The following is an 18,502-nucleotide window of genomic DNA, read 5'->3' as shown; positions in this document are numbered from 1 at the left end:
CATGATCCAATCCAAGCGCTTCGACCCCTTGCTGAAACGAGCCCAGGACCACGAAGACGAGGTCGCCCGCGACCTGGCCGAGCGCCAGCGTGCGCTCGACACGCATGTGTCGCGCCTGGATGAGCTGCGCCGTTACGCCGAGGAATACGCCGGCGCCCAGATGTCGGCCACCAGCCCGGCCCAGCTGATAAACCGCCGCGCATTCCTGGATCGCCTGGACAGCGCGGTCGCCCAGCAGCGCAAAACCGTGGACAACAACCGCGAAAAGGTCGACGCCGAACGCGCCCGCCTGCTGCTGGCCAGCCGTGACAAGCAGGTGCTGGAACAGTTGGCCGCCAGTTACCGCGCCCAGGAAAAGGTCGTCACCGACCGCCGCGACCAGCGCGAGATGGATGACCTGGGTGCGCGTCGCTCGCGCCAGTCACAGCGCGAAGACGGCGAGAACGGAGGGGCCCCGTGATGCCCGCCGCCCTGCTCGGCGGCGCCGCGCCGGTACAGAACGCGGGCAGCACGCCTTCCGGTGCCCGGGCCGACAGCAACGACAACCGCAACGGCGACCGTCGGGACTTTGACGCACTGCTCAAGCCCGGCAGCGAAGCACCGCGCAGCGATACGCCGCGCAAGGCGGGCAGCAGCCGCGATGCCGGAAAGCACGCGGCGACAGACACATCGCGCCAGGACAAGCACGCAGCAACGCGTCCTGCCACGTCCGGTGCCAGGACTGCCGAGGACACGCCCGCTCCCGCCGACGCCGGCACGCCAGCATCGGCCCGTGCCGAAAAGCCCGCCGCCGAGCCAGCGGACGACACCGAGGCCGCCTGGCCACCGCTGGGCCTGGCCGGCCTCGCGTTGAACGGCCTGCCGGTACCCGCGCCGACCCCGGCCGTGGCAGGCCTCGCCGGCCCGGCGTCGGGCGCCAATGCGGCCTTGCCCACGTTGACGGCGGGCGCCCAGGCGGCCGAGGGTTCCGCACCGGCGCCGGCACCTCCCAGCCCCTCCACCGAGGGCGGCTTCGCACTGCCCGCCCTCACTACGGACGCCGCCGCGGCCGACGATGCCCCGCTGCTCAAGACCTTCACCGATGCCTTGACCGCAGCAACCGCCGACGGTCCGGATGCACCGGCCACGCCCCTGCTGCATGCCCTGCACGGCATGACCGAAGCCAAGCCGGTGATGGCCAGCCTGTTCACCGGCTCCCCCACCGCCACCCCACACCTGGGCGGTGAGGATTTCGATGATGCCGTCGGCGCCCGGGTCGGTTGGCTGGCGGACCAGAAGATCGGCCACGCCCACATCAAGATCACCCCGAACGACCTCGGCCCGATCGACGTTCGCCTGCAGCTGGATGGCGACAAGGTCCATGCGAGCTTCACCAGTGCCCATGCCGATGTGCGCCACGCACTGGAAAGCAGCCTGCCGCGCCTGCGCGAGCTGCTCGGCGAACAGGGCTTCCAGCTTGGTCACGCCGATGTGGGCCAACAGCAGACCGCGCCGGACGGCGGACGTGGCAACGCCGGCAGCGGGATGACCGGCGATGACGGAGAACCGGCACTGGCCGAGACCACGCTGTCGCCCTCGCAGTTGATCCGCCAGCGCGGCCTGGTCGACGCCTACGCGTGACCCCGCGCGGCGCGGCGGCGCGGCCTCCGCCGCGCCGCCAGAAACCCGACGCACCCGATCCCCGGCATTCAGGCACACCGTTTGCATGTAGGCAGGAAGCAATCCTCTGGAGCTTCCCCTCGTGGCCGCAGCCGCCGATAAAACCAAGAAATCCGCCGAGAAGGACAAGGCCGCCAAGCCGCGCAGTCCGCTCCTGGTCACCGCCCTGGCCGCGGTGCTCGCCGCTGGCGCCGCCGGTGGCGGAGTCTGGTACTTCACCCAGCCCAAGCACGACGACAAGGCCACCAAGCCGGCTGCCAGCAAATCCGCAGTGCCTGCCCCGGCGCAGTACTTCGGCCTGGAGCCGCCGTTCGTCGTCAACCTCAACAGCAGCTTCGACGGCCCGCGCTACCTGCAGGTTGAAGTGCAGCTGATGAGCCGTGACCCGGCCGCGATGGAAGCGATCAAGCTTCACGCCCCGGCCATCCGCGCCAAGCTGCTGATGCTGTTCTCGCAGGTCGAGCCGAGCGACATCGCCGACCGCGCCGGCAAAGAGCGCTTGCAGGCCAGTTCCCTGGCCGAAGTGCAGAAGCTGCTCAAGGCCGAGACCGGCAAGCCCGGTGCCGACGAATTGCTGTTCACCAGTTTCGTGACCCAGTAAGGGCGACCATGAATGACCTGCTTTCCCAGGACGAGATCGATGCCCTGCTGCACGGCGTGGATTCCGGTGCGGTCGAGACCGACATCGACGCGCCCACGCCCGGCGAGGCGCGTTCGTACGATTTCGCCAGCCAGGACCGCATCATCCGCGGCCGCATGCCGACCCTGGAAATGGTCAACGAGCGTTTCGCGCGCCTGTGGCGCATCGGTCTGTTCAACCTGATCCGCCGTTCGGCCGAACTGTCCGTGCGCGGCATCGAGCTGATCAAGTTCAATGACTACATGCACTCGCTGTACGTGCCGACCAACCTCAACCTGATCCGCTTCAAGCCGCTGCGCGGCACCGGGCTGATCGTGTTCGAGCCGACGCTGGTGTTCGCGATCGTGGACAACTTCTTCGGCGGCGACGGCCGCTACCCGACCCGCATCGAAGGCCGCGAGTTCACCGCCACCGAGATGCGCGTGATCCACCTGCTGCTCAAGCAGACCTTCGCCGACCTCCAGGAAGCCTGGGCGCCGGTGATGGACGTGGAGCTGGAATACATCAATTCCGAGATCAACCCGCACTTTGCCAACATCGTGACGCCGCGCGAGTACGTGGTGGTCTGCCGCCTGCATGTCGAGCTCGATGGCGGTGGCGGCGATATCCACGTCACCCTGCCCTACTCGATGCTCGAGCCGATCCGCGAGCTGCTCGACGCCGGTATCCAGAGCGACCGCAACGACCGCGACGCCAGCTGGGGCGTGATGCTGCGCGAGCAGCTCAACATCGCCGAAGTCACGCTCTCCAGCGTACTCGCCACCAAGCGCATGAGCCTGCGCGACCTGACCCGGTTGAAGATCGGTGACGTGCTGCCGATCGAGCTGCCCAAGCAGGTGCCGCTGTGCGTGGAAAACGTGCCGGTGTTCACCGGTGAGTTCGGCGTCGCCAATGGTTTCAACGCGGTGAAGATCACCGCCACCCATCCCCCGGGCATCCGCCCACGCGTTCCCGTACTGCAGGAAGACCCGCAATGAACGATATCGAATCCAACGAGCCGGCACCGGCACAGTTCACCCAGCTGCAGTCGGACGACGCCACCGTCGGCGACGAGCTCAACCTGGATGTGATCCTGGATGTACCGGTGACCCTGTCGCTGGAAGTCGGCCGCGCGCGCCTGCCGATCCGCAACCTGCTGCAGCTCAACCAGGGCTCGGTGGTGGAACTGGAACGCGGCGCTGGCGAATCGCTGGACGTGTTCGTCAACGGCACCCTGATCGCCCATGGCGAGGTGGTGGTGATCAACGATCGCTTCGGCGTGCGCCTGACCGACGTGGTCAGCCCGAGCGAACGGATCCGGAGACTGCGTTGAGTGCCGGGCTGCTGATCGCGGCCGGCGCCTCGACCGTCAAGGTCGGCCAGCATGCCGCCGCCGCACCGGGCATGTTCGGTGCGGTGCTGGCGTTGCTGGGCGTGCTGGCACTGATCGTCGGCCTGGGCTGGCTGCTCAAGCGCATGCCCGGCAGCGGCTTCCGCCCGGCCGAGGGGCTGCGCGTGGTCGCCAGCCTCACTGTCGGCGCCAAGGAGCGCGTGGTGGTGGTCGAGGTCAATGGCACCCAGCTGCTGCTGGGCGTCACGGCCGGCGGCATCAATACGCTGCATCAGCTTCCCGACCCCCTGCCGCCGCCGGCGCCGGCGCGCCTTCCCGATTTCAAACAGCTCCCGAATTTCGCCCAGCTGCTGCAACAGCGGCTGCGCAAGGAACCCTGAACATGCGTGGCCCCCGTACCTCCTGGACCCGTTACCTGCCGCTGTTGCTGACTGCCCTGCTGTGCGCGCTGCCCGCCCTGGCCTGGGCTGCGCCCGGCGTGCCGGGCGTGCCCGCACTGCCGGATGTGAATGTCGGCAAGATCGGCGGCCAGCCGGTGAGCCTGCCGCTGCAGACCCTGTTGCTGATGACGGCGATCACCCTGATCCCGTCGATGCTGCTGGTGCTGACCGCCTTCACCCGCATCATCATCGTGCTCGGCCTGCTGCGCCAGGCGCTGGGCACCGGCCAGACCCCATCCAACCAGGTGCTGCTCGGCCTGGCGTTGTTCCTCACCGCGATGGTGATGCTGCCGGTGTGGCAGAAGGCGTGGGGCAGCGGCATGGCGCCGTACCTCAACGGCGAGATCGACTTCCAGACCGCCTGGACGCTGACCACCCAGCCGCTACGCGCCTTCATGCTGGCGCAGATCCGCGAGACCGATCTGATGACCTTCGCGGGCATGGCCGGGCACGGCACCTACTCCAGCCCGGATGCCATTCCGTTCCCGATCCTGGTCGCCTCGTTCGTCACCAGCGAACTGAAGACCGCCTTCGAGATCGGCTTCCTGATCTTCATTCCGTTCGTGATCATCGATCTGGTCGTGGCCAGCGTGTTGATGTCGATGGGCATGATGATGCTCTCGCCGATGCTGGTCTCCGCTCCGTTCAAGATCCTGTTGTTCGTGCTGGTGGATGGCTGGGTCCTGGTGGTGGGCACCTTGGCCGCCAGTTTCAATGCGGTCTGACCGCCCTGCCCTGCTGATCGATACGGACCCGAGACCGACATGACGCCCGAACTTGCCCTGACCGAACTCCGTGGTGGCCTGATCACCGTGCTGTGGGTCGCCGGCCCGCTGCTGCTCACCGTGCTGATCGTCGGCGTGGTGGTCGGCGTGGTCCAGGCCGCGACCCAGCTCAACGAGCCGACCATCGCCTTCGTCGCCAAGGCGGCGGCACTGACCGTGGTGCTGTTTGCGCTGGGCAGCCTGCTGATCGGCCATCTGGTCGAATACACCACGCTGCTGTTCCAGCGCATCCCGCACCTGATCGGCTGAGGCCAGCCGCCGTGGATTCCGCGACCCAGATGGCCGCCGACGGCCTGCAGGCCTTCGGCATGATCGGCACGATCCTGTGGACGATGCTGCGCATCGGCGCGATGTTGATGGCCATGCCGTTGATCGGCACCCGCGCGGTGCCGTCCCGGATACGCGTGCTGCTGGCCGGCGCGCTGGCCATCGCGCTGTCGCCGATGCTGCCGCCAGTACCGGAATGGACCGGCTTCGATGCGGCCACGGTGCTGACCATTGCGCGCGAACTGGCGATCGGCGTGTCGATCGGCTTCGTGCTGCGGCTGGTGTTCGAGGCCGGTGCGATGGCCGGCGAGCTGGTCGCGCAGGGGACCGGCCTGGCCTTCGCGCAGATGAGCGACCCGCTGCGTGGCGGCAGCTCCGGCGTGATCGGGCAATGGTTCTATCTGCTGTTCGGCCTGCTCTTCTTCACCGCCAATGGCCACCTGGCGCTGATCTCATTGCTGATGGACAGCTACAAGGCCCTGCCGATCGGCACCTCGCTGCCCGACCCCCAGGCATTCCTGAGCATCGCGCCGACGTTCCTGCTGCAGGTGTTCCGCGGCGCGCTCACGCTGGCGCTGCCGCTGACCGTAGCGATGCTGGCGATCAACCTGGCCTTCGGCGTACTGGCCCGTGCGGCGCCCGCGTTGAACCCGATCCAGCTCGGCCTGCCGGTCGCGCTGCTGTTGGGGCTGTTCCTGCTGACCGTGCTGGCCGGTGAGATGGGCCCGCCCGTGCAACGCCTGTTCGACGCGGCGTTCGATGCCGCCGACAGCGTCAGCCGCTGACCCGGGACACGTGCGGGACAACCGCGTGGCCACCGTATCGCCCTGCACGCCTGCCACTTGCGATCCCCCCGGTGCGTGGCGTTAGTCTTGGCTGACGACGAAATCTTCACCCGCGCTCTGCGCTGATGGCGGCGCGTTCTGTCGTATCGCTCAGGCGTTGACCAAGGAGAGCGTCATCCATGCTGATCGGCAGTTACACCCCGTGGTTGGTGGTCGTGTCATTCCTGGTTGCCGTGCTGGCCTCGTTCACTGCGCTGGACATGGCCAGCCGCGTCACCACCGCGGCCACGCGCCGTACCACCTGGTTGTGGCTGATCGGCGGCGGCTGCGCGATGGGGCTGGGCATCTGCTCGATGCATTTCATCGGGATGCTGGCCTTCCGCCTGCCCATCCCACTCGGCTATGCGCTCGGCCTGACCACGGTTTCGCTGCTGGCTGCGATGGCCTCGTCCATCTTCGCGCTGTGGCTGGTCTCGCAACCGACCCTGCCGCACGGGCGCCTCGCCCTTGGCGCACTGCTCATGGGCAGCGGCATCGCCGCGATGCACTACCTCGGCATGGCCGCGCTGCACATGCAGCCCGGCATCGACTACCACCCCGGTTGGGTGGCCCTGTCGTTGCTGATCGCCGTGGTCGCCTCCTGGACCGCGCTGTTCATCGCCTTCCGCCTGCGCAGCAGCCATCGCCGCCTGCGCGACCGTGCCGCGCCGGCACTGGTGCTGGGCACGGCGATCGTGGGCATGCACTACACCGGGATGGCCGCCGCCCGCTTCCCCGCGGGCAGCATCTGCAGTGCCGCCGGCGGGGAGGGCCTGCAGGCGCAGTGGCTGGCACTGGTGGTGCTGGCCCTGACCATCGCGATCCTGGCGGTAGTGCTGATCGTGTCCTGGCTGGACCAGCGCATGGAGGCCCAGCTGCTGCGTCTGCGCAACACCGACCTGAGCAGTTCGCTTGACGATGCCTATGCCGAGCTGACCCAGGCGGCCCTGCACGACCCGCTCACCCGCCTGCCGAATCGTCGCCTGCTGCAGCAGCGGATCGAGCAATCCCTGGCCGAAGCGGAACAGCGCGGCAGCCGGTTTGCGGTGATGTTCATGGACCTGGACGGCTTCAAGCAGGTCAACGATGCCTACGGCCACCAGACCGGCGACGCCCTGCTGGTCGCCGTGGCGGACCGCACCCGCAAGCTGCTGCGCCCGGCGGACATGCTGGCGCGGCTGGGCGGCGATGAATTCGTGCTGGTGGTGCCGATCGAGAACGACGAAGACGTGGCGACACTGGCCAGCCGCATCATCCAGACCGTCGGCCGCGAGCCGTTGCTGCCCCGCCACGACCTGCAGGTGACGGCCAGCGTCGGCATCGCGATCTGTCCGGACCACGCCGCCAGCGAGCGGCAGCTGATGGCCTTCGCCGATGCCGCGATGTACCAGGCCAAGGAGGCCGGGCGCAATGCCTACGTGCTGTTCGCCGAGTGGATGAACGACAGCGCCGAACAGCAGTTCCAGCTGTTGGCCGACCTGCGCCGCGCGATCGGCACCGAGCAGCTGTTGCTGCACTATCAACCCAAGACCCGCGTGGCCGGGCAGTCGGTCAGTGGCGCTGAAGCCCTGATCCGCTGGCGCCATCCCCAGCAGGGGCTGATTCCACCAGACCGCTTCATCCGCCTGGCCGAGCGCAGCGGCGTGATCAACGAGATCGGCCGGTGGGCGCTGGACGAAGCCTGCCGCCAGCTGCGTGTGTGGCACGACGCCGGGCATGACGGCTGGACGGTCTCGGTGAACCTCTCCCCGATCCAGTTTGCCTCGCCCAACCTGCTGCGGGAAGTGCGCGAGGCGCTGCAGACCCACCGGATCGAACCACGCCGGCTGATCCTGGAAATTACGGAAAACACGGTCATGCGCGACACCGAGGCGAGCCTGACGCTGCTGCTGGCGATGGCGGCGCTGGGCGTGGGCATCTCCATCGACGATTTCGGTACCGGCTACTCCAGCCTGCTCTACCTCAAGCGCCTGCCGGCAACCGAGATCAAGATCGACCACGCCTTCGTACGCGACCTGGAGAACAGCTCCGAAGACGTGGTGATCGTCTCGGCGATCGTGGCGCTGGGACACGCGCTGGACATGGACATCGTGGCCGAAGGCGTCGAGACCGCCGGGCAGCGCGCCTACCTGGAACGGTTGGGCTGCGACTACCTGCAGGGTTACCTGCTGGGGCGCCCGGTGGACCCGGAGCGGTTCACGCAGCTGCATGACCACCCGCGCCCGCGGGTGGAGATCGCCGCCGGATGGAAGGCGCAGGCACGGCCAGGCGCGGCAACAGGCTAGCCGCACGCGCTGGAAATTGGCGGCTGCGCGCAATACCCTGCCCCCTACCATGGGAACAGCAGGCAGCAGGATGTCAGGGAAGAATGTGTTTGAAGGTCCGCGCTGGCAGCGCGATCTTGTTCGTTTCCTTCCCTTGAAGAGCCAGTTCGTGCTTTCCGGGAACATCCGCGACCTGCAGGCCGCCGAAGTGGCACCGGGCACGGTCACCGCGCAGAGCTTCAATCAGACCCTGTGCAACACCCTGCTCGACCAGGGCTATGCGCAGGTGCTGGGCTGGGATCCGTTGGCCGGCCTCCGCGCCCTGGAACGCCCCGGCACCGATCCCGCCAGCGGCGTCGCCCTGCTGCAATCGCTGGGGCTGACCCCGGTGGATGGCGCCGCGCCCGCCGGTATCGACCTGCTCAGTGCCACGCTCCAGCGGCTGGTCGTGCGCCAAGGCGAGCCGGTGGCAGTGATCATCGATTTCGCCTCGCGCCTGGCAGTGCGCAGCGACGCCCTCAGCGCCGCCGAACACCAGCTGTTCACCCAGGCCCTGGTGCTCTCCCACCAGGCACGCAGCCGACCGGGTGGCGTGCAGCGCAAGCCGTTCTTCAACACGGTGCTCTGGGTAGTGGAGAAGGAAGGTGACCTGCCCGACTGGCTGCTGGTCGGCAACCCGCGCATCCGCCACATTCCGGTGGCCAAGCCGGACCAGCTCACCCGGCGCGCACTGGCCCCGGCGCTGCTCAAGGGTCTGGCCGGTGCGCCGGACGCCGGCGCCGAGGCCACCGCGCAGGCGGTGGACGCATTTGTGCAGAGCACCGAGGGGCTGCTGTTGCTGGACCTCAGTGCCATCGCGCAGCTGGCCCGGGTCGAAGGGGTGGCGGTGGACCAGATCGGCGACGCCGTGCGCCGCTACAAGGTCGGGGTCACCGAAGACCCCTGGCTGCGCATTGACCGGCAGCGCATCCGCATGGGCGATGCGTTCGTCCATCAACGGGTCAAGGGCCAGCACCATGCGGTGACCCACATGCTGGACATCGTCAAGCGCGCCATGACCGGTGTGGGTGCGAGCCGCAAGGGCAACCGGCCGCGCGGCGTGGCGTTCCTGGCCGGCCCGACCGGCGTGGGCAAGACCGAGCTGGCCAAGACCGTCACCAGCCTGCTGTTTGGTGACGAAAGCGCCTACATCCGGTTCGACATGTCCGAGTTCAGCGCCGAGCATGCCGACCAGCGGCTGATCGGCGCCCCGCCCGGCTACGTGGGCTACGACGTAGGCGGCGAACTGACCAACGCCATCCGCGAGAAGCCGTTCAGCGTGGTCCTGTTCGATGAGATCGAGAAGGCCCATCCGCGCATCCTGGACAAGTTCCTGCAGATCCTCGATGACGGCGTGCTCACGTCCGGGCGTGGCGACCGCGTGTACTTCTCCGAGGCGCTGATCGTGTTCACCTCCAATCTGGGCATCTACCGTCAGGGCGAGCATGGCGAGCGCGTGGCCAACGTGTTGCCCGGCGAGCCCTTCGAGCAGGTGCAGAGCAAGGTGCACGACGAAATCGACCGGCACTTCAAGCTGGTCCTGAACCGGCCGGAGATCCTCAACCGGATCGGCGAGAACATCATCGTGTTCGATTTCATCCGCGAGGAGGTCGCGGTGCAGATCTTCGACCAGATGGTCGACGCGACCCTGGCCGACCTGCAGGCCCAGCACCTGCGCGTGACCCTGGCCGCGCCGGCCCGCCACGCGCTGCGCGCGCTATGCCTGAAGGACCTCTCCAACGGCGGGCGCGGCATCCGCAACCAGCTCGAGGCCCACCTGCTCAACCCGCTGGCGCGTGCCCTGTTCGACCAGGACGCGCAGCCCGGCCAGCAGTTCACCATCGTTGCGGTGGATGCCAACGTGCTCAACCTGGAACGCGGTTGAACCGTCCACTGCAGCTGTCACGCGTGCATTTCCCGGTGACCACGCTGGGGCCGGGGCAACGCCTGGGCATCTGGTTCCAGGGCTGCAGCATCCGCTGCAGCGGCTGCATTTCAGCCGACACCTGGGGGCCGGGGCGCACCGTCGTCGACGTGGCCTCCCTGCTCGAGCAGGTGGCCCCGTGGCTGGACCAGGCCGACGGCATCACCATTTCCGGCGGCGAGCCGTTCGACCAGTTCGACGCCCTGCTGCAGATGCTGGTGGGACTGCGCCAACGCACCGCCGCGGACATCCTGGTGTACAGCGGCCATCCGTTGGAAACGCTGCAGCCCATGCTGGACCAGGCGCGCGACCTGATCGATGCGGTGATCAGCGACCCCTACCTCGAACAGGCGGACCAGTCGCTGGCGCTGCGGGGTAGCGACAACCAGCGCCTCACCCTGCTCACCGCGCTGGGTCGGTCGCGCCTGGCGGGCCTGGAGCGGGCCAGCACGCCGGCCGACAAGGCGCTTGACCTGATGTTCGATGCCACCGGCACCGTCTGGATGGCCGGCATCCCCCGCCGCGGCGACCTGCTGCGCCTGCGCGAGCTGCTGCGCGCTCAGGGCCACCAGGTACAGACCAGCGCACACACTTCATCGCGTCGTCCAGTCGAGTAAGTCCATGATTCGTTTTTGCCCCAATTGCCACACCGAACGCGCGCTGGCCGAGATGTTCTGCGAAGGCCATGTTGATGCGCACGCGTGCGGCTGGGATCTGGCCGGCGAGCCGATCCATCCCGATGGCTGGCGGCCGCAGAGCGTGGTCACCCAGGCAGCGGTGCAGGCATCGACGGTCGGCGCCGTTGCCGCGGAGGTGGTCTGCGACAACGGCCACCCGATGACCCCCGGCGACCTGATGTGCCTGCACTGCGGCGCCAGCGCGACCGATGGGACGGCGGCGGCGGACCTGCCGCCCCCGGTGGCCGACAGCAGCGAAACGGTCATCGATGGCTGGCGGCTGCTGCGCCAGATCAGCAGCACCGACGGCGTGCGTGACCGCTACCAGGCCGAACACACCGTCACGGCGGTGCAGGCCATGCTGACCCTGTACCGCCCCGGTGCCGAACCCGACCCGGCCATCTACGATGTGATCCGCCGCCTGCCACGCGCGCACGTGCCGGAGGTCATCGCCACCGGGCGCTGGGATGACCGCGCGTTCGAAGTGGTGGAAATGCTCACCGGTGGCACCCTGGCCGAACTGGGCAGCGTGATCGGCGACCGCGATGCGGTCCGGCATATCGTCGGCGAACTGGGCCAGGCGCTGCATGCGTTCAACGAAGCCGGGCTGCGCCACCGCGACCTGCGCCCGGCCAGCCTGCTGGTGCGGGCGCGCGCGCCACTGGACCTGGTGATCAGCGGATTCGGTTCGGCCCGGTTGTCCGAGTTCGACCTGGACATCGTCTCGCCCCTGGAGATCAGCCGCTACATGGCGCCCGAGGCGATCGCCGGTGGCGTGGCTGCCGCGTCGGACTGGTGGAGCCTGGGGATGATCCTGCTCGAACAGCTCACCGACGGCGCCTGCTTCGAGGGCATCCATCCCAATGCGTTCCTGATCCACGTGCTGGCCAATGGTGTCCCGATTCCGGAAACGCTGGACCCGGAGCTGGCGCTGCTGCTGCGCGGGCTGCTGGCCCGCGACCGCCACCAGCGCTGGCAATGGCCGCAGGTGGCCGACTGGCTGGCCGGCATCGCCGTGCCGGCGCCGCCGGCGGCGCAGCACGCGCACGATGAGGGCGATGGCGCCAGCCTGCCGCTGGGCACGCGCCGCTATCATCGCCCCGCCGTGTTCGCGCTGGCCGCCGCCCAGGCCGACGGCTGGGACCAGGCCCTGGACCACCTGCTGCGCGGGGCGATCGTCACCTGGGCCGAGCAGGTCGGCCTGCCTGCCACCCGTGTCGCCGGGCTGCGCCAGATTGCCCGACACGAAGGCATCGAGGACGATTTCCGGCTGATGCTGGCGTTGAAGGTGCTCAACCCGGAAATGCCGTTGATCCATCGGGGCGACATCGTCACACCCGGCTGGTTGCTTGAGCACCCGTTGGAGGGCTACCGGCTGATCAGCGGTTCGGTGCCGGACCTGCTGGAACACCTGCAGACCGACAACTGGCTGTGCAGGCTCAAGCGGCGCGAGGAAAGCGTACGCCAACGCGCGCTGCACCAGCACATCGCCCTGGTCGAGGAATCCCTGCGCGTCTACCTGCTGTCCACCTCGCGGGCCAAGCTGGCCTCGCAATGGCAGGAACGCCAGCGCCTGCTGCCTGACACCGCGCATCCCGGGCTGCTGTCGCTGGCCGAGCGCCGGGTGGTGGCCGAAGAAGACCTGATCGTGTTGCTGAGCGCGGAAATCGGCCAGTTCCGCAGTGCCGAGGCCATCCTTGCCGAGGCGGCCACACTCGCCGCCAGCGCCGGTCTCGACGCCTTCGACAGCGACGCAGCCGCGGCCCTGCTACAGCACCCGCGTACCGAGCTGTATCGCAGCGTGGACGCGCGCATCCTGGGCTTCGCCCGCTCCGGCCTGCCCGTGGTGGATGGCTGGGCCGAGCAGTTCCGGCTGGAACGGCGCATGCCGCTGGCGCGCGCCCTGGTGGTGCTGGCCGTGCCCGCCAGCCGCTGGCTGCAGCCGCAGAAGCAGCAGTACGTCTCGCAGATCCTGGACTTCTTCGAAAAGAAAGTGGTCACCGCGGTGATGCGTGGCCCGCTGGTGCGCATGAGTATCGGCAAGACCACCGCACGCGTGGACATGCACGACGTGGATAGCGCCCGGCGACCCGCCGCCGCGCTGCTCGATCACCTGTTGCAGCGCAACGCGCGCGCCGTGCAGCTGGACCCCGAATCGTTCCAGCGCAACCCGCTGCTGGAACCCCGCCTGATGGCCCTGGCACGGCAGAGCGCGCTGTACAAGCGCGACACCGGCATCGATGGGCTGTATCTGGGTTTTCCGTTCCTGCTCAGCCGCGATCCGCGCGGCACCTCGCGCACCCGCATCATTCCGCTGCTGCTGTGGCCGGCCACGCTGCTGCTGGAGCCGGGCACGCGCGGCCAGGTCGGGCTGGCCTTCGATGGCGAACGCGAGGAAGTACGGCTCAACCCTGCGCTTGAAAGCGTGCTGGGTGCCGAGACCTGCAAGCGCTGGCGCAGCACCGCCGACGAACTGCTGGGACGCTCGGCGATCCGGGCCGCCGATGTGATGGATGCCTTCGGGATGCTGGCCACGATCCGCTCGCGCAGCCTGGTCGGCCTGCCCTCGAGCAGCGTGGACGTGGCGCCCTACCAGGACGAACTGGACTGCGCCGCGGTGCTTTTCCATGTCACGTTCATGGGCCAGGCCATCGGCGAAGACCTGCGCCAGCTCAAGGTTCTGTCGCCGTCCGGCACCGGCCTTGAAACCGCGTTGCGGCTGGCACCGCCGACCGACACCGACGGCACTGCCCCGCCTGCCACGCCGGAGCTGCAGCGCTACTTCACCGTGGCCAGCGATCCCTCGCAGGAAGCGGCGGTGCTGCAGGCACGGCAGGGACCGGGCTTGTTGATCGAAGGCCCGCCTGGCACCGGCAAGAGCCAGACCATCGTCAACATGGTGGCCGACGCGATCGGACGGCAACGCAGCCTGCTGATCGTCTGCCAGAAGCATGCGGCGTTGGAAGTGGTGCACAAGCGCCTGGTCGCCGAAGGGCTGGGCCAGCGCGTGGTCATGCTCAACGACGTCAACCGCGACCGCGAACCGGTCATCCGCAGCATCCGCGAGCAGCTCGACGCCCTGTTCACCGCCGGCGCCACGCAAACGGCCTGGCAGCAGCAGCGCCAGCAGGTGGCCGCGCGGATCGAGGCACTGGAAGGCGAACTGGATCGCCACCAGCACAGCCTGCACCAGATCGACGACGCCACCGGGCTGAGCTACCGGCGCCTGCTCGGCGAACTGATCGCGCTGGACGCCGGCACGCCCCCACTGGTCCTGCCCGCCCTGCGCCAACGCCTGCTGGCACTGGACCTGCCCACCCTGGTGCAGCGCGAAGAAGCCTGCGCGCCCTTGATCCGGTTGTGGCTGCCGGCCCGTTACGAGGGCAGCCCGCTGGCGCAGCTGCGCCCCTTTGCGGCCGACGCGGACACCCTCGCCGCATTCGTTGCCGCCCTGCAGACGTTCACTGCGGCCGAACAGCACCGGCAGGCGATCCTGCTGGCGCACCCGGCCACGTTCGAGCTGGACGATCCCGCGCCGCACCAGGCCTGGAAGTCGGCGCATGTGGCGACCCTGCTCGGCCTGGATGACGCACAACGGAGCCGACTGGCACGCTGGCTGCCGCTGTTCCGCACCGCACGCGCGGGGCAGCCAAGCCAGGGCGACATCGCCCTGGACCGGCTGCAGCAGATCGAGAAGGCCGTGGCGGCGCTCGACCTTGACACGTTCTCCAGCACGCTGTCGCCGGCCCTCACCGGCATCGACGAGCGCACGCTTGCGCAGCTGCAGCGCGACGCCGCGCGCGTGCTGGGCGCGCGCGGCCTGCTGGCGCGCATCAACCCGCTTCACCTGCTGCGCCGGCGACGGGTGAACCGCGTCCTGCAGGCGCAGTCCCATGCGATGGGGGAAGCGGGCACCGCAGCACTGCTGGCCGCTGCGACGCTGGAAGCGCGCCTGCGCCCGCTGCGCACCGAACTGGCCGGCCTGCACCAGCAGCTGGCGCTGGACCCGGTTGGCCAACAGACCGGCATCGCGCTGGGCCCGATGGCACGCGCCAGCGGGCGCCAACTGCTGGATGTGCAGGCACTTGCCCAGGCGCTGGCGCAGTCGCCCCGCCCCCAGCAGGCCGACGACGCGGCCCTGGCGGGCGACCGCGCGCACCTGGACGCACTGCTGCAGGACCTGGATGCCTCGCTCGCCCGGCATGCCGCCCGCCATGCCAGCGCGCAGCAGCTCGCACTGCTGGCAGACTGGCTGGAGCAGGCGCTGGCGGACGCATTGGCCACCGCCATCGCCCACAACCAGAGCAACGCCCAGGCGCTGCAGCACCTGCACGATGCCCTGCCCCATCTGGCTGCCTACCAGGCCTTCCGCGGGCGCGCCGGGCAGCTGTCGGGTGCAGACCTGGAGCTGCTGGCACTGCTGCGTCAGCTGCAACCGCAGCTGGATACTCTTTCCAGCGACGCGCTGGAGCCGGCCGTGCGCCGCCTGTTGCATCGCGAAGCACGGCTGGGCTGGAAGCACCGCATGGAGCAGGCGAACCCGGCGCTGCAGTTCGGCCAGGATGAAACCCAGGCCAAGGTCGCCAGCCTGGCAGCTGCCGACCAGCAGATGCGGCGGCTCAACCGCCAGATGCTGGGCACCCACATCGACCTGGAGCAGTTAGGCAACCGCAAGCAGTGGGAAGACGTCACCCGGCTGACCGGGCGCCGTTCGCGCCGCCTGCGCGAGTTCATCGAGCTGGGCAGCGAACTGGGCCTGATGCACCTGCGCCCGGTCTGGCTGATGAACCCGGACGTGGCCAGCCGCGTGCTGCCACTGCAGGCGGGGCTGTTCGACACGGTGATCTACGACGAGGCCTCGCAGATGCCGGTCGAGTTCGCCCTGCCCACGCTGTTCCGTGGCCGGGTCACGGTCGTCAGCGGTGATGAGAAGCAGATGCCGCCCACCGCCTTCTTCTCCAGCCGGGTGGAAAGCGATGAAGCAGAGGTCTTCGATGGCGACGAGCCCGATGCCGAGGTCGATGCCGAGCAGCGCGACGCCTTCGAGGAAACCTGGAACCGGCGCGAAATCAAGGATTGCCCGGACCTGCTGCAGCTGGCCCGCAATGCCCTGCCCAGCACCACGCTGCAGATCCACTACCGCTCGGCGTACCGCGAACTGATCGGCTTCTCCAATGCGGCCTTCTACGGCAACCGCCTCAACGTGCCGGTACGCCATCCGCGCAGCAGCATCGCGCGGATCAAGCCCCTGGAGCTGATCCAGGTCGACGGCGTGTACCAGCAGCAGAGCAACCCTGCCGAGGCGGCGCGGGTGGTGGAGTACCTGGCCCAGGTGTGGCAACAGCCCTATGCCATGCGCCCCTCGGTGGGCGTGGTCACCTTCAACCGCAAGCAGGCCGAGTTGATCGAGGAACACCTGGAGCAGCGCGCCGGGCAGGATGCCGCCTTCCGCGCCGCATTCGCCGAGGAACGCGAGCGCAGCGAAGACGGCGAGGACATGGCGGTCTTCGTCAAGAACGTGGAGAACGTGCAGGGCGACGAGCGCGACATCATCGTGTTTTCCTCCACCTTCGGCCGCAACGCGCAGGGCACCTTCCGGCGCAACTTCGGCGTGCTCGGCCAGACCGGCGGCGAGCGCCGCCTCAACGTGGCCGTCACCCGCGCCCGGCAACGGGTGGTGATGATCACCTCCATGCCGATCGCCGACATCTCCGACCTGTTCAACACCCAGCGTGCCCCGGCCAGCCCGCGCGACTACCTGCAGGGTTACCTGGAGTACGCCCGGGCCCTGTGTGCCGGCGAGTTCGACGGCAGCGCACGGCTGTTGGATCGCCTGCAGACCGACCGCAGCGTGGCCAACCGCACCCACGCGGCGCCCGCCGACGGGTTCACGCAGATCGTCGGTGCCTACCTGCAGTCGCTGGGATGGAATGCGGCCGCCGCCAGCGAAGGCGATGCATTCGGGCTGGACTTCGCCATCGAACACCCCGACACCGGCAACTTCGCCATCGGCATCGAGTGCGACGCGCCCAGCCACCCGCTGCTGGCGCATGCCCGCGCCCGGGAAATCTGGCGACCCTCGGTCCTGCGTCGCGCCATCGGCGGCATCCACCGGGTGTCCTCGCATGCCTGGTACCACGACGGCGAGGCCGAACGGGCACGCCTGCGCGTTGCCATCGAGGCAGCCATGGCCCCCGCCCCGGTGCCGCCCCCGCCTGTCCCCGCGCAACCGGAAACCCTGCCATGAGTGGTCCCAAAGTCGTCCGTATCGTGACTGCCGAAGAACTGCTGGCCCTGCGAGAAGCGATGCTGCACCGGCTGGACCAGGCGGTTGCGCGCTGGCAGGCCCAGTGCGAGCGGATCGGCGAGCGCGATGCATCGGCCGTGGCCGCCGTCATGGCACGCCGCCAGGCGCTGCAGGCGCTGGTGGCAGACAGCGACAACACGCGGTATGCGCGACTGATCGAGGCCGAAATCGCCTTCCTGCAGGCCGACACCCGCGACCGCGAGGCGCGCGCCGTGGACCGCGCTGCGGCAGGCCGCCAGCAGCAGCGGCGGCAGCGCGACAACGCGGCGGCCGTGCTCAAAACGCTGCAGGATCGACCCGTCGATGCAGAGGCGGGCCTGCTGCAGGCGCTACGGGCACTGGCCGACGGTCATCCCGGTGCTGACGCGGAGGCGGTGCTGGCCCGTGCCTTCGCCCTCCTTTCGCCCCCGGAGGAGCAGGCAACACTGAGCGAGGACCAGCGCGCGTTGGCCACTGCATTGCAGACCTCGGCGCCCACCCCCACGCTGGCCGACTGGGCCGCCGGGCAGCCCGCCGACCCCGGACGCGAGGCGCGCCTGCTGCGCGTGGACCGCTACATCGCCGAACTGCAAGTACTGCAAGGCCCGGCAGTCGCCGCGCCCTACCTGGAGGCGCTGCACCACGCCGAGCAGGAAACCGCTCCGCAGCGGCGCAACCTGCTGCTGGACAGCCTGGTTCTGGAACTGGCCGCCGCCTCGGCCGCGTTCGCCCAGCGCCGCGTGCAGCTGGAGCGGCTGCAGGATGTGGCCAGCAGGCTGGCGGCACTGGACCCGGTTGACCATGCGCCGTTGCTGGCCCAGGTGGGCGCGTGCAGTACCGACACCGCGCTGCCGCTGCTGACCGCGCTGGCCCAGCAGTGCGACACCGCCCTGGCCAGCCACCAGCAGGCGCTGGCGGCAGTTTCCCGGCGCCAGGCCGTACTCGACGGTCTGGCCAGCCTCGGCTATGAGGTGCGCGAAGGCATGGCCACCGCATGGCAGGACAGCGGCGCGGTGGTGCTCAAGAAAGCCGCCACCCCCGGCTATGGCGTTGAAGTGGGCGGCCAGGCCGACGGTGTGCGTCTGCAGGTTCGGGCCGTGGCGCTGGCGGCCGACCGCGACCGCAGTCGCGACCGCGACATCGAAACCCTGTGGTGCGGCGAGTTCGGACGGCTGCAGGCGCTGTTGCACGGTCAAGGCACCGAGCTGGTGGTCGAACGGGCCCTGGGCGTGGGTGAGGTGCCCTTGAAGGAGGCCATCGCCACCGCGACGCCGTCCGGACAGGTGCAGGTGTCGCACGCGCGCAGCGGCCCGGCCTGACGTCACGGAACGGTTCTTGCACGACCCCGGGTAATCCCCCGTGTCGTG

The 18,502-nt window shown here is 69.1% G+C and carries 14 protein-coding genes; all 14 read left to right on the top strand.

The genetic code is table 11. From position 1 onward, the window contains the following. Position 1: 1 nt before the first annotated feature. The 14 genes from fliJ to C0R07_RS06570 all read left to right on the top strand — a co-directional run bounded on the left by fliJ (position 2) and on the right by C0R07_RS06570 (position 18,454). A complete protein-coding gene (gene fliJ, locus C0R07_RS06635; protein ID WP_102788461.1) occupies positions 2-460 on the top strand; it encodes a flagellar export protein FliJ in 459 nt (152 codons plus the stop codon). Then, on the top strand, positions 460-1,620 hold the full coding sequence (locus C0R07_RS06630; protein ID WP_102788460.1) for a flagellar hook-length control protein FliK: 1,161 nt from the start codon (positions 460-462) through the stop codon (positions 1,618-1,620). The genes fliJ and C0R07_RS06630 overlap by 1 nt, the downstream gene beginning before the upstream one ends. A 121-nt stretch (positions 1,621-1,741) precedes the next feature. Then, positions 1,742-2,260, top strand: coding sequence for a flagellar basal body-associated FliL family protein (locus tag C0R07_RS06625; protein ID WP_102788459.1), 519 nt, complete (start codon positions 1,742-1,744; stop codon positions 2,258-2,260). Between the two features lie 8 nt (positions 2,261-2,268). After that, positions 2,269-3,276: a flagellar motor switch protein FliM gene (fliM, locus tag C0R07_RS06620; RefSeq protein WP_019184805.1), complete on the top strand. Its 1,008-nt coding sequence runs from the start codon at positions 2,269-2,271 to the stop codon at positions 3,274-3,276. Further along, positions 3,273-3,611, top strand: coding sequence for a flagellar motor switch protein FliN (gene fliN / locus C0R07_RS06615; protein ID WP_019184806.1), 339 nt, complete (start codon positions 3,273-3,275; stop codon positions 3,609-3,611). Before fliM ends, fliN begins: the two co-directional genes overlap by 4 nt. Further along, entirely contained in the window at positions 3,608-4,009 is a 402-nt protein-coding gene (gene fliO, locus C0R07_RS06610; protein ID WP_019184807.1) for a flagellar biosynthetic protein FliO, read from the top strand. The genes fliN and fliO overlap by 4 nt, the downstream gene beginning before the upstream one ends. A gap of 2 nt (positions 4,010-4,011) precedes the next feature. Next, a complete protein-coding gene (gene fliP / locus C0R07_RS06605; RefSeq protein ID WP_019184808.1) occupies positions 4,012-4,794 on the top strand; it encodes a flagellar type III secretion system pore protein FliP in 783 nt (260 codons plus the stop codon). 39 nt (positions 4,795-4,833) lie between these two features. Beyond that, the gene (locus C0R07_RS06600) at positions 4,834-5,103 is read left to right on the top strand and encodes a flagellar biosynthetic protein FliQ (protein WP_019184809.1); all 270 of its coding nucleotides are present in this window, start codon (positions 4,834-4,836) and stop codon (positions 5,101-5,103) included. 11 nt (positions 5,104-5,114) lie between these two features. Continuing rightward, on the top strand, positions 5,115-5,906 hold the full coding sequence (fliR, locus tag C0R07_RS06595; protein ID WP_046273537.1) for a flagellar biosynthetic protein FliR: 792 nt from the start codon (positions 5,115-5,117) through the stop codon (positions 5,904-5,906). A 179-nt stretch (positions 5,907-6,085) separates the two neighbouring features. After that, the gene (locus C0R07_RS06590) at positions 6,086-8,230 is read left to right on the top strand and encodes a putative bifunctional diguanylate cyclase/phosphodiesterase (RefSeq protein WP_102788458.1); all 2,145 of its coding nucleotides are present in this window, start codon (positions 6,086-6,088) and stop codon (positions 8,228-8,230) included. Between the two features lie 70 nt (positions 8,231-8,300). Beyond that, the gene (locus C0R07_RS06585) at positions 8,301-10,133 is read left to right on the top strand and encodes an AAA family ATPase (RefSeq protein ID WP_254427789.1); all 1,833 of its coding nucleotides are present in this window, start codon (positions 8,301-8,303) and stop codon (positions 10,131-10,133) included. Further along, a complete protein-coding gene (locus tag C0R07_RS06580; RefSeq protein WP_070427322.1) occupies positions 10,130-10,789 on the top strand; it encodes a 4Fe-4S single cluster domain-containing protein in 660 nt (219 codons plus the stop codon). Before C0R07_RS06585 ends, C0R07_RS06580 begins: the two co-directional genes overlap by 4 nt. 4 nt (positions 10,790-10,793) lie before the next feature. After that, complete coding sequence (locus C0R07_RS06575) at positions 10,794-17,096, top strand: AAA domain-containing protein (RefSeq protein WP_102788456.1); 6,303 nt, start codon at positions 10,794-10,796, stop codon at positions 17,094-17,096. Next, on the top strand, positions 17,093-18,454 hold the full coding sequence (locus C0R07_RS06570; protein WP_102788455.1) for a hypothetical protein: 1,362 nt from the start codon (positions 17,093-17,095) through the stop codon (positions 18,452-18,454). The genes C0R07_RS06575 and C0R07_RS06570 overlap by 4 nt, the downstream gene beginning before the upstream one ends. Positions 18,455-18,502: the final 48 nt, after the last annotated feature.

This window comes from Stenotrophomonas bentonitica, assembly GCF_002887735.1.
Classification (GTDB): domain Bacteria; phylum Pseudomonadota; class Gammaproteobacteria; order Xanthomonadales; family Xanthomonadaceae; genus Stenotrophomonas; species Stenotrophomonas bentonitica_A.
Note: the sequence above shows the minus strand (reverse complement) of the source record. Positions and strands in the feature narration are given on the sequence as shown.